Annotated in this window: 22 protein-coding genes; 12 read left to right on the top strand and 10 right to left on the bottom strand. The window is 68.5% G+C overall.

Annotated features, from left to right (window positions below; genetic code table 11):
* Positions 1–73 precede the first annotated feature (73 nt).
* From AC07PR_RS22785 to AC07PR_RS22755, 7 genes are all read left to right on the top strand, one after another.
* A complete protein-coding gene (locus tag AC07PR_RS22785) occupies positions 74–325 on the top strand; it encodes a type II toxin-antitoxin system prevent-host-death family antitoxin (protein WP_483108452.1) in 252 nt (83 codons plus the stop codon).
* Entirely contained in the window at positions 312–644 is a 333-nt protein-coding gene (locus tag AC07PR_RS22780) for a type II toxin-antitoxin system RelE family toxin (protein WP_495136663.1), read from the top strand. Before AC07PR_RS22785 ends, AC07PR_RS22780 begins: the two co-directional genes overlap by 14 nt.
* Positions 645–738: 94 nt before the next feature.
* Positions 739–2,337: an ABC transporter substrate-binding protein gene (locus AC07PR_RS22775; RefSeq protein WP_377158563.1), complete on the top strand. Its 1,599-nt coding sequence runs from the start codon at positions 739–741 to the stop codon at positions 2,335–2,337.
* Between the two features lie 105 nt (positions 2,338–2,442).
* Positions 2,443–3,342, top strand: a complete 900-nt coding sequence (locus tag AC07PR_RS22770) for a LysR family transcriptional regulator (protein ID WP_431101093.1) — start codon at positions 2,443–2,445, stop codon at positions 3,340–3,342.
* 40 nt (positions 3,343–3,382) lie between these two features.
* Positions 3,383–4,021, top strand: a complete 639-nt coding sequence (locus tag AC07PR_RS22765; RefSeq protein WP_495136662.1) for a M15 family metallopeptidase — start codon at positions 3,383–3,385, stop codon at positions 4,019–4,021.
* A gap of 18 nt (positions 4,022–4,039) precedes the next feature.
* A complete protein-coding gene (locus AC07PR_RS22760) occupies positions 4,040–5,092 on the top strand; it encodes a S66 peptidase family protein (RefSeq protein WP_495136661.1) in 1,053 nt (350 codons plus the stop codon).
* 69 nt (positions 5,093–5,161) lie between these two features.
* On the top strand, positions 5,162–5,791 hold the full coding sequence (locus AC07PR_RS22755; protein ID WP_495136660.1) for a hypothetical protein: 630 nt from the start codon (positions 5,162–5,164) through the stop codon (positions 5,789–5,791).
* Positions 5,792–5,804: 13 nt separating this feature from the next.
* On the opposite strand, the gene dacB is transcribed toward AC07PR_RS22755, so the two are convergent.
* Positions 5,805–7,238, bottom strand: coding sequence for a D-alanyl-D-alanine carboxypeptidase/D-alanyl-D-alanine endopeptidase (dacB, locus tag AC07PR_RS22750; protein ID WP_495136659.1), 1,434 nt, complete (start codon positions 7,236–7,238; stop codon positions 5,805–5,807).
* Between the two features lie 236 nt (positions 7,239–7,474).
* Here dacB and AC07PR_RS22745 point away from each other — a divergent pair, with 236 nt between their 5' ends.
* On the top strand, positions 7,475–10,336 hold the full coding sequence (locus AC07PR_RS22745) for a TonB-dependent receptor domain-containing protein (protein ID WP_377158572.1): 2,862 nt from the start codon (positions 7,475–7,477) through the stop codon (positions 10,334–10,336).
* On the opposite strand, the gene AC07PR_RS22740 is transcribed toward AC07PR_RS22745, so the two are convergent.
* Positions 10,337–10,753 carry a helix-turn-helix domain-containing protein gene (locus tag AC07PR_RS22740; protein WP_483108446.1) on the bottom strand — a complete coding sequence of 139 codons (417 nt, stop codon included), beginning with the start codon at positions 10,751–10,753 and terminating at the stop codon, positions 10,337–10,339. It lies immediately after the preceding gene.
* Positions 10,725–11,129: a type II toxin-antitoxin system RelE/ParE family toxin gene (locus AC07PR_RS22735; RefSeq protein WP_495136658.1), complete on the bottom strand. Its 405-nt coding sequence runs from the start codon at positions 11,127–11,129 to the stop codon at positions 10,725–10,727. Before AC07PR_RS22735 ends, AC07PR_RS22740 begins: the two co-directional genes overlap by 29 nt.
* A 166-nt stretch (positions 11,130–11,295) precedes the next feature.
* On the opposite strand from AC07PR_RS22735, the gene AC07PR_RS22730 reads away from it, so the two are divergent.
* Both AC07PR_RS22730 and AC07PR_RS22725 read left to right on the top strand, forming a co-directional pair.
* The gene (locus tag AC07PR_RS22730; RefSeq protein ID WP_495136657.1) at positions 11,296–11,625 is read left to right on the top strand and encodes a hypothetical protein; all 330 of its coding nucleotides are present in this window, start codon (positions 11,296–11,298) and stop codon (positions 11,623–11,625) included.
* Positions 11,615–12,094: a hypothetical protein gene (locus tag AC07PR_RS22725; RefSeq protein ID WP_377158578.1), complete on the top strand. Its 480-nt coding sequence runs from the start codon at positions 11,615–11,617 to the stop codon at positions 12,092–12,094. Before AC07PR_RS22730 ends, AC07PR_RS22725 begins: the two co-directional genes overlap by 11 nt.
* Here AC07PR_RS22725 and AC07PR_RS22720 read toward each other — a convergent pair.
* From AC07PR_RS22720 to AC07PR_RS22700, 5 genes are all read right to left on the bottom strand, one after another.
* Positions 12,084–12,992 (bottom strand): S66 peptidase family protein, encoded by a 909-nt coding sequence (locus tag AC07PR_RS22720; RefSeq protein ID WP_495136656.1) that lies wholly within the window; start codon positions 12,990–12,992, stop codon positions 12,084–12,086. The two genes, AC07PR_RS22725 and AC07PR_RS22720, sit on opposite strands and share 11 nt — an antisense overlap.
* A 52-nt stretch (positions 12,993–13,044) precedes the next feature.
* Positions 13,045–14,301, bottom strand: coding sequence for a serine hydrolase (locus AC07PR_RS22715; protein ID WP_495136655.1), 1,257 nt, complete (start codon positions 14,299–14,301; stop codon positions 13,045–13,047).
* Between the two features lie 9 nt (positions 14,302–14,310).
* Positions 14,311–15,618: a D-amino acid dehydrogenase gene (locus tag AC07PR_RS22710; protein ID WP_495136822.1), complete on the bottom strand. Its 1,308-nt coding sequence runs from the start codon at positions 15,616–15,618 to the stop codon at positions 14,311–14,313.
* A complete protein-coding gene (locus AC07PR_RS22705; protein WP_495136654.1) occupies positions 15,615–16,928 on the bottom strand; it encodes a pentatricopeptide repeat-containing protein in 1,314 nt (437 codons plus the stop codon). Before AC07PR_RS22705 ends, AC07PR_RS22710 begins: the two co-directional genes overlap by 4 nt.
* Before the next feature lie 127 nt (positions 16,929–17,055).
* Positions 17,056–18,249 carry an amino acid aminotransferase gene (locus tag AC07PR_RS22700; protein ID WP_377158590.1) on the bottom strand — a complete coding sequence of 398 codons (1,194 nt, stop codon included), beginning with the start codon at positions 18,247–18,249 and terminating at the stop codon, positions 17,056–17,058.
* 149 nt (positions 18,250–18,398) lie between these two features.
* Between AC07PR_RS22700 and AC07PR_RS22695 the strand changes: the two genes are divergently transcribed.
* The gene (locus AC07PR_RS22695) at positions 18,399–18,800 is read left to right on the top strand and encodes a PaaI family thioesterase (RefSeq protein ID WP_431101080.1); all 402 of its coding nucleotides are present in this window, start codon (positions 18,399–18,401) and stop codon (positions 18,798–18,800) included.
* A 136-nt stretch (positions 18,801–18,936) separates the two neighbouring features.
* Here AC07PR_RS22695 and AC07PR_RS22690 read toward each other — a convergent pair whose 3' ends face one another.
* Positions 18,937–20,244, bottom strand: coding sequence for a glutamate carboxypeptidase (locus AC07PR_RS22690; protein WP_495136653.1), 1,308 nt, complete (start codon positions 20,242–20,244; stop codon positions 18,937–18,939).
* Between the two features lie 174 nt (positions 20,245–20,418).
* Here AC07PR_RS22690 and AC07PR_RS22685 point away from each other — a divergent pair, with 174 nt between their 5' ends.
* Positions 20,419–20,736, top strand: coding sequence for a putative quinol monooxygenase (locus AC07PR_RS22685; RefSeq protein ID WP_495136652.1), 318 nt, complete (start codon positions 20,419–20,421; stop codon positions 20,734–20,736).
* 22 nt (positions 20,737–20,758) lie between these two features.
* On the opposite strand, the gene AC07PR_RS22680 is transcribed toward AC07PR_RS22685, so the two are convergent.
* A complete protein-coding gene (locus AC07PR_RS22680) occupies positions 20,759–21,898 on the bottom strand; it encodes a DUF2332 domain-containing protein (protein ID WP_495136651.1) in 1,140 nt (379 codons plus the stop codon).
* Between the last annotated feature and the right edge of the window lie 35 nt (positions 21,899–21,933).

Genomic DNA, 21,933 nt, shown 5'->3' with positions numbered 1-21,933 from the left:
GCCAGCAACGGGCCGCCCGTGCCCTCCTCCTTCAAGCACCCCGCCCATAATCGACTCGCCCCAAGGAGCCGATATGGACACGATCGAACACGAGCTGATCGTCAGCCTGACTGAATTCAAGAAGCAGACGAGCAACGTCTTGGAAGCAGCGAAACATCGACCTATCACGGTGCTTCGCGGTGGCAAGCCGGCCTTCTACGTGATGGACCCGATCCTGTACGAAGCGGTCATGGATGACCTGGCCGATCAGGCCACCTACCGGAAGACCATTGAGCGACTTTCCGACAAGTCACCGCTGGTCGAGGTGGACTTTGACGACCTCTGAAGAAAAGCCGCTGAAAGGGCACCGCTATGGCATCCGCTTCCATGTGGACGCATGGCGGGAGTGGCTGAATCTGGACGGCTCCGTGCGGAAGCTTCTCAAAGGACTGCTCGGCAAGCGATTGAACAAGCCGCACGTGCCCGGGTCTGCGCTTCATGGAGAACTGGCAGGCTTCTACAAGATCAAGTTGCTCAAGCAAGGCATACGCCTGATCTATCGCGTCGAGGATGGCATCCTGATCGTGATCGTCTTCTGCATTGGGAAGCGGGAAGACGGCCTTGCCTATGCGCTCACGCTCTCCCGGATCAGGCGGGCCAACTGATTCCACATAACCCAGTGTTATGGTCCAACCCGCCCATTTCAGTTGTGACCTGGGGAGCGGCGTTTCCACAATGCGCCGGCTTGCCCTCCTCCCGATGCGCTCAGTCCTCCCCCTCTCGCTGGCTCTGCTCCTGTCCGCCGCATTCCCCGCCGCTCACGCGGCCGGCGCCGCCGCGGTCAAGCCGCTCGTGTACTGCACCGACGCCAGCCCCGAGGGCTTCGACCCGGGGTTATGGGATTCGGCCAGCACGAACAACGTCAACAACCAGATGTTCCAGGGGCTGGTCCGCTTCGAGCGCGGCGGCACCGCGCTGCAGCCGGCTCTCGCCACCCGCTGGACCATCAGCCCCGACGCCCGCGAATTCACCTTCACGCTGCGCGAGAACGTCCACTTCCACACCCGGCCCTGGTTCACGCCGACGCGCACGTTGAACGCCGACGACGTGCTCTTCACCTTCGGACGTTTCCTCGACCGCGAGCACCCGTTCAACAAGGCCTTCCCCGCCAACTTCATCTATCCGCAGAACCTCGGCCTGGCCAAGGCGATCGCGAAGATGGAGAAGCTCGACGACCGCACCGTCCGCTTCACGCTGGCGCAGCCCAACGTCACCTTCGTCACCTGGTTCGCGATGGCCTTCGCCGGCATCCAGTCGGCGGAGTACGGCCAGCAACTGCTGCGCGACGGCAAGGCGTCGCAGATCAACCGCCTGCCCATCGGCACCGGTCCGTATCGCTTCCGCAGCTATGCGAAGGACGACGTCGTCCGCATGGAAGGCAACCCCGACTACTGGGGCGATCCGCAGAAGACGCAGAAGCTGATCTTCAGCATCAGCCGCGAGGCCCCGGTCCGCGTGCAGAAGCTGCTCGCGGGCGAGTGCCAGATCACCTCGCCGCTGCGCGACATCGACGTGGCCGCGATCGACCGCCATCCGGAACGCATCAAGCTCGAGAAGATCCAGGCGCTCAACATCTCCTACCTGTCCTTCAACCTGCGCAAGGCGCCGACCGACAACCGGCTCGTGCGTGAGGCGCTGGACATCGCCGTCGACCGCGACGCGATCTTCCGCGCGCTGTTCCCGCGCGGCGACGCGATGCAGGCGGTGAATCCGTTCCCACCCGCGATCCCCGGCTACAACCGGTCGATCAAGAACGAATACAACCCCGATCGCGCCAAGGCGCTGCTCAAGCAGGCCGGTTTCCCGAACGGGCTGGACCTCGACCTCTGGGCGCTGCCGGTCACGCGGCCCACGAATCCGAACGGCCAGCTGATGGCGCAGCTGATCCAGCAGGACTGGGCCCGCATCGGCGTGCGCGCGCAGATCCGCACCTACGAATGGGGCGAGTACCTCAAGCGCGCCAACGCCGGTGAACACACCGTCTACATGAGCGGCTGGTCCGGCGAGAGCGGCGACGCCGACGACTTCCTGACGCCCAACCTCAGCTGCGCCACCAACAAGTCCGGCGTGAAGTTCTGCAACCCCGAATTCGAACGCCTCATCGACGCCGCCCGCGCCACGGCCGATCAAGGCCAGCGGATCGCGCTCTACGAGAAGGCCCAGGAGATCTTCAAGCGCGAACGGCCATGGATCACGATGGCACACTCGACGGTGTACATCCCCACCAGCAAGGACTTGCGCGGCTTCAAGATGCAGCCGAACGGCGGGGTGGTCTTCGAGAACGTCTACCGTGAATAAGCCTCCCCTCCTTCTTAGCGCGCCGGCCCGAGCGCCGGGCCGCCCCACGCCGGGCCGGGCCCCCTCGGGGGGCCGGACGACGTCCCCGTCGGACGGGGGGCCGACATGAGGCTCCGTCACATTGAAGTCTTCCACGCGATCATGCAGGCCGGCACGATCAGCGGCGCCGCGCAGTTGCTGCACATCTCCCAGCCCGCGGTGACCAAGGTGCTGCAGCACTGCGAGCTGCAGCTCGGCATGCCGCTGTTCGACCGCGTCCGGGGCAAGCTCTACCCGACGCCGGAAGCGCAGCGGCTCTTCGTCGAGATCGACAAGCTCAACCGCGACCTCGTCGCGATCCGGCGCCTGGCTGCCAACCTGCGCAGCGGCGAATCCGAATCGCTGCGCCTGATGGCCACGCCGACGCTGGGCGCGTCGGTGATCCCCGCGGCGATGACGCACTGGGCGCAGGCCTTCCCGCGCAGCCGCTGCCAGCTCAGCACCAACCACACGCGCGAGATCGTCTCCGCGCTGCTGCTCGGCGAAGCCGATCTCGCGCTCAGCCTGCAGGACCCGCGTCACCCCGGCATCAAGGCCGAGGTGCTGGCCAGCGGCACGATGATGGCGCTGTGCCCCATGCACAGCCCCGAGGCGCAAGGCACCGGCCCGCTGCCGCTGGAGGAGATCCAGTCCGAGCTGATCGCGATGGCCGAGGACGACCCGCTCGGCCACATGCTGCACAACGCCAGCGAGGCCGAGGGCCGCCACCTCGACAGCCGCATCACCGTCCAGACCTACCAGCTCGCCCGCGCGCTGGTGGAAGCCGGCGTCGGCATGACCGCCGTCGATCCCTTCACCGCCGCCTCGGCCGACCGCACCCGCGTGAAGGTCCGCCCGCTGGCGCCGTCGATGAGCATCCAGCTGTACCTGCTGACCTCCGCCAGCGCACCGCTGGCGCAAGCGGCGCGCCGGCTGGTCACCTACCTGCGGGATGCCGCCCGCGCCAACCTCGAGAGCCTGGAGTGACGCGCCGCGGCGCCTGCTCCCTTTCCACGCCTTGCTTCGCATGACCCCGGACGACGCCGCCACCGCCACGCCACCGCCCATCCCCTGCGAGGAGATCGCCGCGCACACGGAGTTCCGCTCGCTGCTGACGATCCCCGGCATCGCGGTGGACCTGCGCTACGCGACGCCCGACAACTTCGTCGGCCGCAACGTCTATGGCGGACTGGACTGCGCCTACCTGCGCCGCGAATCGGCGGACGCCGTCGCGGAGGCCGCCGCGTTCCTTGGCCGCCACTGCCCCGGCGTGACGCTGGTCGTGCTGGACGCGCTGCGGCCGCAGCGCGTGCAGGAGGCGCTGTGGGCCGAGCTCGAGGGCACGCCGCTGACCCGGTACCTCGCGCATCCTGCGCGGCGCTCGATCCATTCGTTCGGCATGGCGGTCGACGTCACGCTGCTCGACGCCGAGGGCCGCGAGCTCGACATGGGCACCGGCTTCGACGAGATGACGCCGGCCTCGCACCCCGAGTTCGAGGCCGAGCAGCTCGCCGCCGGCGGCCTCACCGCCGACCAGCTCCGCCACCGCGGCTGGCTGCGCGCGGCGATGCGCCACGCCGGCTTCCAGACCATCAGCACCGAGTGGTGGCACTTCGACTTCGGCGACCGCGAACGGGTCCGCCGCGAGCTGCCGCTGGTGATCTGAGCGTCTTCCGGAGACTCCATGACCGCTTCCCGTCGCCAGATCCTGACCGGCGCCGCCACTGCGGCGGCCACCGCGCTCGGCGCGCTGCCAGCCGCACAAGCCCAGAAGGCCCTGCCCGAGCCGCTGCGCGCACGGCGGCTGAAGGTCGGTGACACGATCGGCCTCGTCAGCCCCGCCAACGCCACCTACGAGCGCGAGCCGCTGGAGATCGCCGTCGAGGCACTCGAGGCGCTCGGCTTCAAGGTCAAGCTCGGCGCCAACGTGCGCGGGCGCTACGGCCAGTTCGGCGGCACCGACGTCCAGCGCGCGGCCGACATCAACGACTTCTTCGCCGACGACGACGTGGCCGGCCTCCTGGCGCTGACCGGCGGCTCGGGCTGCAACCGCATCGTCGACAAGCTGAACTACGCGCTGATCCGCCGCAAGCCGAAGTTCTTCGGCGGCTTCTCGGACCTGACCAGCCTGGTCAACGCGATCCACCGGCAGACGGGGCTGATCACCTTCCACTGCCCGGTCGCGGGCTCGGAGTGGAACGAGTTCTCCCTCCAGCACTTCCGCGCCGTCGCGATGGACGCGCAGGCGGACCTGCTGCAGAACCCGCAGGGCGAGCGCGGCGCCAACCTGGTCCAGCGCGAGGACCGCATCAGCACGCTGCGTCCGGGCCTCGCCCGCGGGCCGCTGGTCGGCGGCAACCTGGCGGTGCTGAGCTCGCTGGCGGGCTCGCCCTTCTTCCCCGACACGCGCGGCGCGATCCTGTTCCTGGAAGAGGTCAACGAGTACATCTATCGCGTCGACCGCATGCTCTCGACGCTGCGCCTGTGCGGCGCGCTGGACCAGCTCGCCGGCGTCGTGCTGGGCAAGTTCACGCAGTGCGGACCGGGCGACGGCAACTTCGGCACGCTGACGCTGGACGAGGTCTTCGACGACTACTTCCTGCCGCTGAACGTGCCCGTCTACCGCGGCGCGATGATCGGCCACATCAAGCGCAAGTTCACCGTGCCGGTGGGCCAGCCCGCCGAGATGGACGCACGGGCCGGCACGCTGCGCCTGCTGTCGCCGGCGGTGCGCTGAAGGGTCGCGGATGACGCGGTGGGCCCAGCCCACTGACCGGGCGTCTCCACTCTTCCGAAAGGTGCTGTCATGGACCCGGCGGCCCCCGAATTCATCCCCGCGACACCGCCGGCCAGCCTGTGGGCGGACGGCACCGCGACCCCCGCCACAGCTGGCGTCTCAAGGACTCCTGATGAACTGGCGCAGGCTGCGCTCCATTGGGAAAGCACCTGGCGCATCGGGCTGCGGTGGGCCGCCGCGACGCTGACGACCGCCTATACGCCGCAGGTGCGAGAAGCGCTCCGGGGATGGGGACTGCACCTCGAGACCATGGCGAAAGGGGTGAAGGCGCGGGCGCAGGCCGGCAATGTGACGGGCATCGAAGAACGCCTCGCCCAGTTCGATCGGATCTGGTCCGCCAACCAGCGCATCCTCCTGAGCATCGGCAACAAGGATGGCCGGCCGATCGAACAGGTCGCCCAGGATCCCGCCCAGCAGGCGATGGTCTTTTTCCTGCACCACCGGAATGCGTTCTTCAACGCGTACGAGCAGGGCCGGTTCGACCCTGTGAGACAGCTGCCGCTGCCGGATCGCGACCAGTTCAACGCGCTCATGGACCGGTTGGAAAGCTGCAGCGATCCCGCCATCGGCGGCGATGTCCTGCGCCTGCTCGATCGCTATCTGCCGCAGGCCAGTCGCGCCCCGTGGCGTCGCTTCTGACCCGCCACGCGGATCAGCGCCGCGCCACCCAGTCCACCAGCGCGTCGATCGCCGGACGCGCCTTGGCCGCCTGATCGTCGTTGACGATCGCGACGACGATCCAGGTCTTGCCGGTCGAGTCCGGCACGAAGCCGGCCAGCGCCACGACGTCGCGCAAGGTGCCGGTCTTCATCCGCGCGCGGCCCTCGGCCGCGGTGCCCTTCATGCGACGGACCAGCGTGCCGTCGACGCCCGCCACCGGCAAGGTGGCCAGCAACTCGGGGCCGTGCGCGCCGCGGGCCGACGCCTGCAGCATCGCCGCCAGCTGCGCCGCCGAGGCGCGCTCGCTGCGCGACAGGCCGGAGCCGTTCTCCAGCGTCAGGCCGGTGGTGTCGATCTTCTGCGCGGCGAACCACTCGCGCACGACGCGTACGGCGGCCTCGCGGGTGTCCTCGCCGGGCTGCGCCGCCGAGGCGCCGAGCCGCAGGAACAGCATCCGCGCCAGCGCGTTGTCCGAGGACTTCAGCACCGGCCGCAGCAGCTCGGCCAGCGGGCGGTCGCGGTGCTGCGCCAGCACGCGGGCGCCTTCGGGCGTCGCGCCCTCGCGGATCTCGCCCGACAGCGTGCCGCCCAGCGAGCCCCACAGCTGCCGCAGCGCCTGGGCCGTCTCCCACTGGCGGTCCAGCACGTTCAGCGATTGCGAGACCTGGCACCCGCGCGGGAACTCGCCGGCCAGCACCAGTCGTCCGCCGCCGTCGGGCAGCGCCTCGAAGCGCGACGGCTTCCAGCCGTCGTCCCAGTCCTTGCACGGCTTGTCGTTCAGCCGGACCGCGCTGGCGTCGATCGCGAGCCCACCGAACTGCGGATACGGCCGCACCGTCAGGCCCCGGTCGTCGGACCAGAAGTCGTACTGCAGCAGGCTGCCGTTGAGGTGCAGCGCATCCGGAATGACGTTGTACGGGAACTCGGCCTGCTCGTCGAAACGCGGCGCGCCGATGTCGAGGCGCGCCGGGTTGAACAGGCCGCGATCGACGACGATGCCGCCGGCCAGGTCGCGCACGCCGTGGCGCTCGCGCACCTCGCGCAGCATCGCCCACAGCGCGGGCCAGTCGAGGTCCGCGTCGCCGCCGCCCTTGAGCACCAGCGGTCCGTCGAGGCGGCCGTCGCGCACCTCGCCCGCGGCCAGCAGCTGCGTCTGTCCCCGACTGTTGGGACCGAGCCGGTCCAGCGCCACCACCGCGGTGATCGTCTTCATCGTCGAGGCCGGCGCCATCGGCCGGTCCGCGTTCAGGCGCAGCCCGGTGCCCGGCGCGTCCAGCGGATAGGCCACCACCGCCAGCGAGGACGCCGGCACGCCGGCCTGTCGCAGCGCGGTCTCGACCGGCGCGGGCGGGGTGTCGACGAAGGTGGCGCAGCCGCTCGTCGCGAGCGCGGCAACCAGGAGCACGAAGGCGGGGATCGATCGCATGAGCAGCGACTGTATATTCCCGGCCCCGCTGCATTCCCGCAGGTTATACGCGCGAGACAAGCATTCATCGGGACGGAAACAACAAATGGGTGACGTTCCTATGACGGTGAAAACCGCTCGTGCTTGAAGATCATTCACAGCTCGCAACACAGCACCCCAAGGGTCGGCCGCGCATCGGACGACCCCAGTCGTTGGAGGCGTTCCAGGACGCCGGTCCGGTTAACAAGGAGAAGGTCGTGAAACTGAATCAACTCGCCCGTTGCCTCGTCGTGGTGGGCCTGGGCGCCCATGCGGCGGCCTGGTCGCAGGAAGTCCAGAAGATCGAGCGGGTGGAGATCACCGGCTCGAGCATCAAGCGCATCCAGGACGAGGGCGCGCTGCCGGTGCAGACCATCTCGCGCCGCGACCTCGACCGCCAGGGCATCGTGTCGGCCGAGCAGCTGATCGCCACGCTCTCGTCCAACGGCAACGGCCTGGACAACCTGGCCTCCAACGCGGACGTGGTCTCGGGCCAGTCCCGCGGCAACAACGGCGCGACCTCCGCCAACCTGCGCCTGCAGGGCGCCAACGCGACGCTGATCCTGCTGAACGGCCGCCGCATCGCGGCGCACGGCCTCAACGGCGGCGTCGTCGACCTGAACCAGATCCCGATGGCCGCGATCGAGCGCGTCGAGGTGCTGAAGGACGGCGCCTCGTCGACCTACGGCACCGACGCCGTCGGCGGCGTCATCAACTTCATCCTGCGCAAGGACTACACCGGCCTGACCGTCAGCGGCTTCACCGACGTGACGCAGCACGGCGGCGGCAACATCTACCGCGGCTCGGTGACCGGCGGCGTGGGCAACATCGACAAGGACGGCTTCAACGTCATGGCCGTGCTGTCCATGACGGACAACAAGCGCCTGGACGGCTCGCAGCGCGACTTCGTCAACAGCTTCCAGCCCGAGCGCGGCCTGTCCCCGGACACGCGCGGCACGCCGTTCGCGACGGTCTTCTTCTCGCCCACGATCACGCCGCCGGTCTACAACGGCGCCACCCTCACCAGCGCCAACATCCTGGACCTGCCGGGCGGCGCGGGTTGCGCCTCGCAACCCGGCATGGCGCCTTACGCCGAGAAGCTGTGGAACTCCGCCGCCGCGTCGCCGGCCAACCAGTTCGGTTGCGCCTGGGACTCGGGCAAGGCGGCGGTGATCCAGCAGCCGGTGAAGAACACCAACCTGGTCACGCGCGGCATGCTCAAGCTGGGCGAGCACACGCTGACCGGCGAGGTGCTGCTGGGCAAGTCGGAGTCGCAGAAGATCTTCTCCGCCAACCAGATCAGCAGCGGCAGCGCCACGGCGACGATCGGCCTGCCCAACGGCACGGCGGTGCCGAGCCCGTTCCGCAGCCTGGCCTATCCGTCGTCCGGCGCCAGCTACCAGACCGTGTGGAACGCGCTGGTCGGCGCCTTCCCGTCGCTGGCCTCGCAGGCCGGCAAGCCGCTGGCCTTCCGCTGGCGCTGCATGGAGTGCGGCTCGCGTGAATTCGAGACCACCACCGACACCGGCCGCTACCTGCTGAGCATGGACGGTCCGCTGCCCTTCCTCAAGGACTGGGACTACAAGGTCGGCGCGTCGCAGGCGTTCAGCAAGAGCAACTCGGTGCTGGGCTCCGGCTACCAGAACTGGGTCGGCCTGGCCAACCTGATCAACACCGGCGTGCTCAACCCGTTCCTGCTGGCCGGCCAGTCGCAGACGCCGGCCGCGCTGGCGGCGCTGGACGCGATCTCGGCGGAAGGCACCAAGCTCTACGGCGGCAAGTACACGACCGACGAGTACGACGCGACGGCGTCCGGCCCGCTGTTCAAGCTGCCGGCCGGCGACGTGATGGGCGCGGTGGGCGTGGACTACCGGATCGAGAAGTACCGCTTCGACGGCAACCAGACGGTCAACACCAACGACATCAACACCTGGATCTTCAACGCGCCGTTCGACAACGTGAACGCGCTGAACGGCGTGAAGCGCAAGGTGGGCGCGATCTTCGGCGAGACCATCATCCCGATCGTCAAGAACCTGGACCTGAACCTCTCGGTGCGCTACGACAAGTACACCGGCTTCGGCAGCACGACCAACCCGAAGGCCTCGATCCGCTACGCGCCGATCGACAGCCTGGTGTTCCGCGCGTCGTACAGCACCGGCTTCCGCGTGCCGACCTTCAACCAGCTGTTCAACGGCGTGACCGAGTCGCCGTACACCGGCGCCGGCGTGCCGGATCCGTCGACCTGCCCGACCAACGTGGTCAGCAACGCACCGGGCTGCCAGGCGGTCACCTTCAACACGCTGTTCGGCGGTCGCTCGGACCTGAAGCCGGAAGAGTCGAAGATGTCCAACATCGGCTTCGTGTGGCAGCCGGTGAAGGACTTCAGCGCCTCGGTCGACCTGTGGGACATCCGTCGTGACGGCCAGATCCAGAGCCTGACGCTGACGCAGATCCTGAACAACTACCAGCTGTTCCCGCAGGCCTTCCAGCGCGACGCCAACGGCGTGCTGCAGACGGTGGACACCCGTTGGGTGAACACCGGCGAGACGCAGACGCGCGGGCTGGAGCTGTCGATGCGCGGCAGCACGCCGATGAACGGCGGCCGCCTCAGCGCGGGGCTGGACGGCACCTACCTGCTGAAGAAGCGCTCCAAGCTGCTGGACAACGTGGCCTTCGGCCCGAGCGAGATCGGCCAGTTCACGCGGTCGAGCGAGCTGGGCATCCGCTGGAAGCACAGCGCGTACATCACCTACACGTATGGCGACTGGGCCTGGTCGCTGCGCCAGCAGTACAGCACCGGCTACTACGGCTACGTCCCGCCGGGCGTGGCCAACGGCAACGCGTCGGCGCCGGCCTTCGATCCGTGGGTCAAGCCCTACTACCTGCACCACGCGAGCGTGGCCTACAGCGGCATCAAGAACCTGACGGTCACCGTGGGCGTGAAGAACATCTTCGACCAGGACCCGCCGTTCGCGAACAGCTACGACACGAACACCGGTTCGGGCAGCTCGTGGGAGCCGCGTGTGGCCGACCCGCGCGGACGTTCGTTCACGCTGGGCCTGGACTACAAGTTCTTCTGATCAAGCACTGTCTGCCGCCTCGCGCGGCGGGCCTTCGGACACCAAGCCCGCCGGGAGACCGGCGGGCTTTTTCGTGATGCCGCCGAGTGCACGGGAACTCAGGGGAAAAACGTTCCTCATGCCCTGTTCCCGGATCGTGTGCAGCAGTCGGAGGACGGGTCCGGTGGGTCGGGTCATTCCCTGCTCATAGCGGCGCAGCAGACGCGCCGTCGTGTTGAGCATGTTGGCGAAGACATAGAGGTTCAGATCCTCCTCCTCCCGGATGGCGCGGACCTCCTCGGGCGTCAGGTCCCCAGGAGGCGCTATGCCGCCCCATCCCAGACGCTGCATGTGTTCGTCGCTCATCAGCCCGAGAGCGTGCATGCCTCGTCCGGTCTTCACCATTCGGTCAATCGAGTCGTACTTGCGCTTGCGCATCACAGTTCACCTCTTTCAAGAATCCTGAGTTGATGGCGGTTTCAAGATGGCCTGCGTCCATTGCGGAAAGGAAAACACTCATGGTCCTGCAGTTATGCAACTGCTGCTCATCCATGTTTGCGACGACGTTCTTGGCGTAGCCCTCAATGAAGAACCACGGAGCGCCTTGTCGATGGGCCAGGATCACGCGATACCCATCGCGCTTGCCGGCCCCGGATCGTGCGATCCGCTTCTTGAAGAGTCCACTACCGAGATTTGCATCGATCAGTCCGCGTTCCATTTCCGCCACGGCGCGGCAGAGGTCGGCGTCTCTGCATGGCCTGCTTGCGCATCCAACGTTGAAAGCCTTCGACCAGATAGACGGCATGCGCCACATCGACCTCCTCGCACTGTTGCGAGAGGAGTGAGTGACAGGTCATGCCCGGGACTGATTCGTCCTGAAGTCGGCCCTCCGATGGGGGAGATCCCGTCGTGTGGCGCCCGCGCCGCGCATTCCAATTTCTTGACGGAATCGGAGTGGTTGTCATCGGCGCGAGAACAAGATGCTCGACACGCTTCGTCATCAACCGGTCTATCGCATCGTCAAGACCCATCCGCCCTCGGGTCTCGACTTCCGCACGCATGCGGAACTCGGCATCGCCACGAAGGCAGATCCGTGTCGCCGACAAGCACTCTCGGTCTTCTCGTCCTGGCGAGAAGCACGACATCGCCAGATGAGCTCACCCCATCTCGGCGCTCACATTGCTATGGCGACGCTGACGCCCCTGCACGGCCCGATCAGTCGCCCCCACACCAGCGACCACATGGACTGGTGGCCATTCAACGACATGCTGGATGCCAACGATTTCGAGGTGACCGCCCATGACCATTGATCTCGACCTCGCCGCCAAACTTCCCGATGGATTGCTTCCGATCCCGCTCATCGAAGAACGCGTGTTGTACGAAGCCGAGCAACCCATCGTCTATCTGACGCGCAACAGTCATCGCCAGATCATGCTGGCCTATCTGGCAGGCGAGGACGCGCACTTCCGCTTCACGCTGCTGGCGCCAATCTCGGGGCGTGATCTGCGCCTGCTCGAGCAAGGACAATTGAGCATCCGTGATGCATTGACCGGCACCTGGATGTGGCTCCTGCGAGAGAGTCAGCTGACGGGCGAGTTTGGGCTCTGGGCAGTGAGCATCGATCAGATGCCGCGAGACCATCTCCCCGCACCGGGCACCCCGCTGCTGCCGGAACACGACTTGATCGAGTCGTCAAACGCGCCAGGAACTCATCGCACTTCGGTGGTGGCGCCCGCTGGTGCCACGGTGATCTGGGGCGTGCCGTCGCTCAAGCCCTGAGCGTTCTTTCGACCGGATCCAAAGTCACCGCCACGCCGATCGGCAATGGCAGGTTGGGCGTCGTATGGCCGCTCGGCCAGCCGGCGAGGACCGGGACGCCGAGGTCGCCGAAGTAGTCGGCGAGCACCTCGTCGGGCGTGTCGGCATCGGTGAAGCTGCCGAGCAGCACACCGGCGATGTCGTCGAACACGCCGCCCAGGCGCAGCTGGCACAGCAGGCGATCGATCTTGTACGGGTCCTCGCCGATGTCCTCGAGGAACAGGACCGCGCCGCGCAGGTCCGGCATGAACGGCGTGCCCATCAGCGCGACGAGCACCGCCAGGTTGCCGCCGCTCAGCACGCCGCGCACCGGCGTCGAGCCACGGTTCAGCGGATGCGGCGCGAGCGCAGGTCCAAGAGAGTCACCCGCACGAAGCCCGCGGCGCAGCCGCTCGGCCAGCGCGACGGCATCGGCCCAACCGGCGTCGCCCTTGTGCCAGTCCGAGGCCGGCATCGGCGCGTGCCAGCCGGCGACACCCAGTTGCTGTCGCAGCGCGTGCAGCGCGGTGAGATCGCTGTAGCCGATCAGCGGCTTCGGTGATCGACGCAGCAGCGCGCGATCGATGCGGTCGAGCAGGCGCAGGCAGCCGTAGCCGCCGCGCAGGCCGATCACCGCGTCGACCTGGCGGTCGTCCAGCGCTTCATGCAGGTCGGCCAGCCGTCGTCCATCGTCCGCCGCAAGATGACCGAGGAACGCCGGTCCATGGCAGCTCGGGAAGAGCTTGGCGCGAAAACCCAGCCGCTCGATCAGCGGCACCACGAGGTCGAGCGTGCCGTCCCGCGGCGGTCCGGCGGGGGCGATCACGCCGAGGCAGGCGCGCTCGGGCAACGGAGGCAGCAGGAAGGTGTCTTCAGCCATGAGCAGCGTTGAGGAACAACATCGGCGGCGCGCGCCAGGAACATCGTCGGAATCAGGATTCCAGCCACGCCGCCATCCGCGCGTCGATCGCGGCGCCGAGCGCCGGGATGCGCCAGGTCGTGGAGCAGCTGGGGTGCGGAGCGTAGCGCGAGCCGAGGTTGCTCAGCAGCGCGATCAGGTAATGCCGGCGCCGCGGCAGGATGCCGCGCACGATGCCCGCGTCGGACGTGTAGTTCTCGGTGTTGCCGGTCTTGTGGGCGAACCAGACCTCGCCCCCCGTGGCGAAACGGCGCAGGTCACCGGGCAACGACACCTCGCCCGCGTGCAGCGCGCCGTCGGGAAGCAGCCACCGGCCCGGCAGGCGCGCCGGCAGACCCGGCACCCAGCCGGGGACGCCGCCGAGCGCGCTGCTCGACAGCACCTGGTGCAGCGCCTGGTCCTGCAACGCATGCATGGCCTGGTTGCGGCTCTCGGCCGACAGCCGCGGCGCATCGGCGCGCAACCACGGCGCGCGCGGCGCCACCGGGTCCAGCCACCACAGCAGCCGCACCGTGTCCCACGCGGTCATCTGGATCTGACCCACGCCCGATCCCGAGCCGTTGCCCCAGCCGCCCTCCGCCGTCGTGTTGGCGAAGCGCAGCGTCGTCAGCCCGAGCGAGGCGAACAGCGTGTGCAGCTCGTTGCGCACCTCGCGCCCACCGTCGCGGCGGATGGCGCCGGCCGCGTGCATCAAAGTGACCAGCGCCGAGGTCGCCTCGTTGCTGCTCCACGTGACCATGTCGTAGGCCCAGTCGGACACCGCGCGCTCGCGGCCGTTGTAGGTCAACGGCTGCCACCAGCCCGCCCGGCCCTGGTCGACCAGACGGCCCACGCCCACCAGCAGCATCAGCTTGAGCAGCGATGCCGGGTACGGCGCCACCACGCGACCGCCGCCCTCGCCCACGTCGCCGGCCAGCGGTACCCAGTCCATCGCGGACCAGTCGGACGCCGGCCGCCAGGCGATCGAGTTACCCTCGGCATCGCGCTGATCTGCGAGATACCGGATGTTGCGCACGGCGCCCGCGCCCGCCGCGATATCGGCGACCAGGCCCTCGGGAAACTCACGCGAGAACAGCACGTTCGCCGCGACCGGTGCGCCCCGTTCCGGGAACGCGACCACGGCGAGGTCGATGCTTGGGGAATGCCGGATCGACCTGCCCTCGTCCTGCGGATCGCGCGTGGCGCCGAACTCCTGCGCCAGCACCGCGGCGCGCAGCGCTTCGGCGAGCGAGGCCGCGTCCAGCGCGACGGGCTTGCCGACCGTCGTCATCACGGCCCCTCAGGCGGCGCGGAGTTGCAGCCCGTCCAGCGCGATCGGGCTGGGCTTGCCGGAGATGAGGTCGGCCACGATGCGGGCCGAGCCGAACGAAAAGGTGAATCCCAGGGCGCCATGGCCGACATTCAGCCACAGCCCGCGCAGCGGCGTCTCGCCGAGCATGGGTGCGCCGCTCGGCGTCGCCGGGCGCAGGCCGGCCCAGGGCACGGCGTGCTCGTAGTCGGCCGCCCTCGGGAAGGTCTCGCGCACGTTGCGCTGCAGCGCCGCCAGGCGCTTGGGGTCGATGCTGGTGTCGTCGCCGACCAGGTCCACCATCGCCGCGACGCGCAGTTGGTCGCCGATGCGGGCGTAGAGCGTCTTGCGTTCGAAGTCCGTGACGCTGACCGTCGGCGGTCGATGCACGCCGTTGATTGGCGCGGACAGGCTGTAGCCCTTCAGCGGGTACAGCGGCAGCCGCACGCCGATGAGCTCCGCCAACGCCGCGCTTTGCAGGCCGGCGGCCAGCACGACGCCGTCCGCGACCAGATCCCCCTGGTCCGTCCTCAGCGCGACGACGCGGCCGCCCTCGACGACGAATCCGGTGGCACTGGCCTTCACCCGCCCTCGGAAATTCGGATGCCGCGCGAGCCGCTCGCCCAGTTGCACGCTGAGTGCATGGCAGTCGGCGACGGCCTCGCCGGACGTGAAGATGCCCCCGGCCAGCCATTGCGCGCCGCCGTCGCCGAGCGAGGGCTCGATCGCCAGGCACTCATCGCGGGTCAACGCCCGTTCCGGCCCGCCGGCGGGCGTGCGCGCGGCGACGCGGGCGAATTCCTCCGCCTTGCGGTACACGACCAGCTTGCCCGGCGTGCGCAGCGCAATGGCATCGAGCGCCGCGTGCCGCTGCAGTTCGCCGAAACATTGCTGGCTGAAGGCGCCCAGTTCGAGCAGCCGCTCGGTCGTGCGTTGATTCACCGGCCCGCGGCAATGCGCAAGGAACGAGGCCAACCAGCGCCATTGCGCGGTCGTGCCGTCGGGCTTGAAGCGCAGCGGGCCGTCCGGATCGAGCAGCCAGCGCAGCGCCTTCAGCGGCACGCCGGCATCGGCCAGCGGCGACACGTAGCGGTAGCTGAGCTGCCCGCCGTTCGCACGGCTGGCGCCGGTGGCGAGCGTGGCCTCGCGCTCCACGAGCGTCACCCGGTGCCCCGCCTCCGCCAGGGCCCAGGCGGTGGTGACGCCCACGACGCCCCCACCGATCACGACTAGCTGCTTCATCCCGGACGAAATCATTCTTGAATGGTCCGGGAGGTTACGGACTCGTGACGACGTCAGCCAATGAAAGCGGTGCCGCTACCCATAACCTTGTTGAATGCGCGCAAGGGTGATGCCTGCGGCTTCCGTGACGTGGCGGACTTCGCCGTCCCCCTGGGGCCTGGGTCGCTCCCCACCCAGCATCCCACGTTGGGACGTCCTGTGCGGTGGTCGATCGGGTGGTGCGGCGTCCATCCGGCATCGACCATGCACTGCCGGATCGCCTCCTTGATCAGATCCTCGCCGTGACTTCCCACGACAACGGTGGTCTGCCGGTTGATCACCTGCTCATTCAACAGATGACGGAAGATGGCCCGCGCCACCTCCGTGCAGACGCCCTTTCGTTCGTGCTCCGCGCCTGACTCGACGGCTCGACTGTGCAAGTCCAGCTTGTTGCTGTCCTTGTCGTAGCCCAGGCAGTGTTGGAAGGCCCCGCACGCGACGGCGTCTCTCAGATGCCTGCTTACCTGACGCCGATCGCCACCCTTCTCCAGCGCGGAGATCAGCGTGCTGTAGATGCGCGCATTCGGCTGGATGCCTTGCGCCAGCATGTGCTCGAAGCATCGGACGGCACCTTGCGTGTCGGCACGCCTGGCGTGCGCCAAGATCAGCGCGCCGTAGGTGAAGATGTCCGGCTCGATGCCGTCGCTCACCATCTGATCGACCCGGTCGCTGGCCCCTTCCGGGTCCGCAGCCTTCGCGTACGCCGAGATCAGCGCGTTGTACGTGACAGCGTTCGGCTCGACGCCGTTGTTCACCATGTGCTCGAACCAATCGGCGGCGCGTTTCGGGTCGGCGAGCCTTTCATGCGCCGAGATCAGCGTGCTGTAGGTGACCACGTCCGGCCTGATGCCCTTCTTGAGCATCTTCTCGAACCACTGGACGGCGCCGTCCGGGTCCATGGCCTTCACATGCGCCGAGATCAGCGCGTTGTAGATGAACCGGTTGGGACTGGCCCGAGCGTCGCCCGACCGACGAGCCGCCCGGTCCAGCTCCTCGAAGCAGGCCAGCGCGTCAACAGTCCTGGCGCCGCATTGGTGGATCGCCGTGACGGTCCGTTTCAGCGCGCTCAGCCCATTGCAGCGCCGGTCCAGGAACTCATCGATGATGCCCGCGTTGTGAGCCCGCCCGTGGCCTGAGCCCTGCTGCCTGCGCAAGGCGGCCGCGCCGGCGAAGGTGGCGGCATGGGGCACTGGCCGCTGTCTGCGAGGCCCTGCCGCCTGCCACGAGGAAGCGTCCGGTTCATTTGACAAACCACCATGAGGCTCGGCGGCATCGACATCCGCCGCCAGAGGAACTTGACGGACTGCGGACAACGGAAGGGGATACATGGGACATCCTGGTACGAGGGGTGCACGAAGTGCGCCTGCAAACCAAGAAAGTTCGTCCCGATCGTTCGCGAAACGAAAAGGGCAGCCTCCCGGCTGCCCTCCAAACATCCGGCACTGACGGGTCAGGTCATGCCAGGACGGCCGCCATCGCGTTCGCCGTCGCTTCGACGTTGCGCGTGTTCAGGCCCGCGATGCACATGCGGCCGGAACGCAGGATGTAGACGCCGAATTCCTCCCGCAGGCGGTCCACCTGTTCCGGCGTCAGGCCGGTGTAGCTGAACATGCCGCGCTGCTTCAGGAAGTAGTCGAAGTTGCGGCCCGGCACCTTGGCCGACACGACCTCGAACAGCGCGTTGCGCATCGCCAGGATGCGCTCGCGCATTTCCTCGACCTCGCCTTCCCACAGCGCGCGCAGCTGCGGGTCGCCCAGCACCTTGGCCACGACCTGGCCGCCGTGCATCGGCGGGTTCGAATAGTTGCGGCGGATCGTGAACTTCAGCTGCCCCAGCACGTTGGCTGCCTGCGCCGCGTCCGGACACACGACCGACAGCGCGCCGCAGCGCTCGCCGTACAGGCTCATGTTCTTGGAGAAACTGTTCGCGACGAAAAAGCTCAGGCCCGCCGAGGTCAGCGCCCGGATCGCGAAGGTGTCCTGCTCCAGCCCGTCGCCATAGCCCTGGTACGCCAGGTCCAGGAAGGGGATCAGCTCACGCTCCTGCAGGACCGGGATCAGCGCGTCCCATTGCGACTGCGACAGGTCCACGCCCGTCGGGTTGTGGCAGCACGCGTGCAGCAGCACGACGCTGCGGGCCGGCGCCTCCGACAACGCCTGCAGCATCGCGTCGAAACGCAGGCCGCCGGTCCTGGCGTCGTAGTACGGGTAGCTGCGGCACTCGATGTAGGAGCCCTCGAAGACCGCGCGGTGGTTGTCCCAGGTCGGGTCGCTCAGGTAGATCGCGCTGTCAGGGAAGTAGCGCTTGATGAAGTCCGCGCCGACCTTCAGGCCGCCGGACGAGCCCACGCCCTGGATCGTCGCGACGCGCTTGCTCTGCAGCGCTTCGCTGTCGGCGCCGAAGAGCAGCTTCTGCACCTCGGTGCGGAAGTTGGCCGCGCCTTCCATCGGCAGGTAGGGGCGCGCGCCCGCCTGTTCCACCACGGCCAGCTCGGCCCGGCGCACCGAGTCCAGCATCGGGATGCGACCATCGTCATCGAAGTAGATGCCGATGGACAGGTTGATCTTCTGCGTGCGCGGATCCTTCTGGAAAGCCTCGTTCAGGCTGAGGATGGGATCGCCCGCGTAGGCGTCGACGTGCTGGAACATGCTGGGAACTCCCCGTTGGACTATCGGCTCGCGTCATTATCCCCAGCCGCGCCCGCCCGCACCGGAACACCCCCCCTGCCGATGCGCCGATACAGGCCGACGACAATGCCGGCTTCGCATGACCTGATCCACCCGCTCCACAGAATCACATGATCAACGACTTCAACGCGCGCGGCGCCGCCTGCCTGCCCGGCCACATGGGCATCGAGATCGTCGAGGTCGAGAAAGGCCGCGTCTTCGCCCGCCTGCCGGTCACCCAGCAGGTGATGGCGCCCAACGGCTACCTGCACGCCGGCAGCGTCGTCACGCTGGCCGACACCTGCTGCGGCTACGGCTGCATCTCGTCGCTGCCCGAGGGCGCGCAGAACTTCACCACGGTCGAACTCAAGTCCAACCACCTGGGCACCGCCCGCGACGGCGTCATCGAGTGCACCGCCACCGCCGTCCACATGGGCCGCACCACCCAGGTCTGGGACGCGACCGTCACGCACAACGGCAAGACGATCGCGCTGTTCCGCTGCACGCAGATGGTCCTGTATCCGAAGGCCTGAACACGCCTGGTCCTGCCACCTGTGGCGCGCTTGGCCGCCATGGCATGGGGCCCCGGACGCAAGGTCCGAAACCCCACGCCATGCCGTCCCCGAACGACCGAGGACTGCGGGCTTCTCCGGGCCACCGAGGGCTGCGTCAGAGCGCCTTGCCGCTGCCGATCGCCATCACCAGACGCGTGACCAGCACCAGCTTCGGCGCGATGGCGTCGACGACGACGTACTCGCTGTCGCTGCTGTGCGCGCCGTAGCCGCGCACGCCCAGGCCTTCGATCACCGCCGCCTTGGTCGCCATGGCTGCGTAAGCGGCATCGGTGCCGCCGCCGGTTGAACGGTCGCGCACGACGAGCTCCAGCTTCTGTTCGTCAGCCAATGCCTTGACCTTGGCGGCCAGCGCGCGCGACGCGTCGTTCGGCTGCAGTGGCGGGCGTCCACGGACGAAGCTCAAAGTCACTTCGGCGTCCGGGATCAGCTTGTTCTGGATGCGCTTGCGCAGTTCGGCTTCCATGCCGTCGAAGTCGGCGAAGCGGTCCGCGCGCGCGTCCCCCTGGGCCTCGGCTCGCTCGGGAATCGCGTTGCGGACCGAGCCCGCCTTGGACATCGTCCAGTTCAGGTGCAGGCCGCGCTTCGGATCGGACAGGTCGCGCGTCTGCAGGATCTGATGCGACAGCTCGGTCAGCGCGTTGATGCCCTTCTCCGGCGCCGCGCCCGCGTGCGACGAGCGACCCTTGACCTTCAGGTCCACCGAGGCGATGCCGCTGGTGGCCAGGCGCACCGTGTCCGGCGATGTCGGGGCGCCGCCGCCTTCGAAGGACAGCACGGCGTCATGCTCGCCGCCGAGCTTCGTGATCAGCGCATTCGAGCCGGGGGACCCGATCTCCTCGTCGCCGTTGATCAGCACAGTGATCTCGGCGTAGTCCTTGAAGCCGACCGACTTCAGCATCGCCAGCGCATGGAGGATGGTGGCGACGCCCTGCTTGTCGTCGGCGATGCCCAGCCCGTAGGCGTGGTTGCCGTCGATGCGGAAGGGTTGCTGCTTCAGACCGCCGCGCTGGTAGACGGTGTCCATGTGCGCGATCAGCATCAGGCGCTTGCCGTTGGCGTTGCCGCCCTTGAACGACGCCCGCACGATCTGGCCGACCTTGGCCGGACCGTCGCCCGCGTCCGAGGTCGGCGAGGCGATGATCGTGTCCGGATCGATCAGCTGGACCTGCCCGCCGAGCTCACGCAGGCGCTGCGCGATGACGCCGGCGATGCGGTCCAGGCCCTGGCGGTCGGAGCTGCCGGACTCGATCTCGACCAGCTGCTGCAGCGTCTTCATCAACGCGGGCTGTTCCTTGGCGGCGAGCGCGTTGAGCTCGGGCACCGTCTGCGCCTGGACGCCGAGGGCGGTCATCGCGGCCAGGGCCAGCGCTGCGCGGCGCAAGGTGGGAAGGGTAGCGAGCATTGGCGAAGTCTCCAGATCGTTCTTGAAGGAACCGCCCCCTCGGGAGCGAAGGAAGGGCCGATCCTATCGGGGTCGCGTTCTTGCGTCCGGGTTGAAAGTGTTTCGTGTGCGAGGGGCTGTCGCGTTGGACGCGGGGCGCCTAGCATTCGCCGCTTTCCTTCCCTGGAGCGCCCCATGAGCCTGACGGACCCCTCTTCCCCCCGCCCGCTGACGATGATCGCGGTGCTGACGGCCGCACCCGGCCGTCGCGACGACCTGCGGGCCGCCCTTGCCGGACTGGTGGCGCCGACACGGCTGGAGCCGGGTTGCCGGGATTACCGCCTCTTCGAAATGCTCGACGAGCCCGGTACGTTCCAGATGCATGAGGCGTTCGACGGCGAGGCCGCGTTGGAGGCCCACCGCGCCACGCCGCATTTCCGCGCGTTCGAGCGGCAAGCCGGGGAACTGCTCGGCGCGCCGTTGCGTCTGGTGAAGCTGACGGCCGTGGCTTGAGGTCGGAGCGACGGGGAGTCGCTCAAGCCGAGCGGACGCCCTCGGCGTCCAGCCATTCGATCCACCGTCCGTGCGGATGCGACCAGGCGAGCGGCTCGGTGCGAACCTCCCCGCCGTCGCGCCATTGCAGCGTCCACAGCGTGCCGCTGCCGGGCGATTCCCCGGCCGGGCAGTCCGGTGGCGACGGGAGCGGCGCGAGCTTGCCCACTTCGCCGCTGATCCAGGCCAGACCACGCTCGCGCACCAGCCGACCGATGCGCTCGACATGCGTCTTGAACGCCGCGGCGTCGAAGTAGGCCAGCACCCAGACGTTGAAGATCACCGGCGTGACGCCGGCGGGCAGCTCATCGAGCCAGCGCTCCAGGACCGAGAGCCCATCCTCCGATTGCACCAGCGGCAACGGATGCCGTCGTGCATCGGAGAGGGCGCGGTCGAGGCGCTCGCGACGCGCGGCATCGCCCGGCCAGAGACACGCGCGGAGCCACCGGGCCGCCGCGTCGTCGGCGGGATCGATGGGATGCAGGTCGACGCCCATGCGGCGGCTGGCCCGCCAGCGTGACGCACCGAGCAGCGCGGCGGGGCGCTCACCCCGCCAGGCGCTGCGGATCAACGGCGCATCGGCGCGCTCGCCGGGCGTCGCCTGGACCCCATCGTCGTAAGCGTAGCGATCGACGCCGAGGATCAAGCCTGCGCTGCAGCCGAATTCGAACAACGCCAGCTCGACCGGCTGGTCGTCGGTGCCGCCCAGCCGCGTGGCGAGCGTCTGCAACGCGGGCCGCAGCACGGCGCAGCGGCCGGTCTCGTTGGTCTGCGTCGTGCGCGAGCGGATCAGCGCACGCAGCGCGGCATCCTCCCGATGGACGAAGTCCCTGAGCAGCGGTCCCAGGTCGCCGTCTGGACGCCGCGTGCCGCCGACGCTCGCGTAGTACGCGGGCAGCGGGTGCGGCGCGCCCGCGAGGATCCGGTCGTGCAGCGCGGCCAGCAGCAGCACCGGCTTGCGTTGCGTCTGCGGCGCCTCGAGCAGCAGGGCCATGAGCTCCGGATCCGCCGCGATGATCGCGGCGAGCGCCTGGTACAGCGCGTCGTCCGCGCCGTCGGTCTCGGCAAACCGGGTGAAGTGGTGGGCGATGCGCCCCAAGGCTTCGCGGTCGGCGTCGTGCATGTCGTCGATGAGGTGGAAGGCGGAACGCCCCCGCC

It is taken from the genome of Roseateles sp. GW821-FHT09H11, assembly GCF_059415845.1.
Note: the sequence above shows the minus strand (reverse complement) of the source record. Positions and strands in the feature narration are given on the sequence as shown.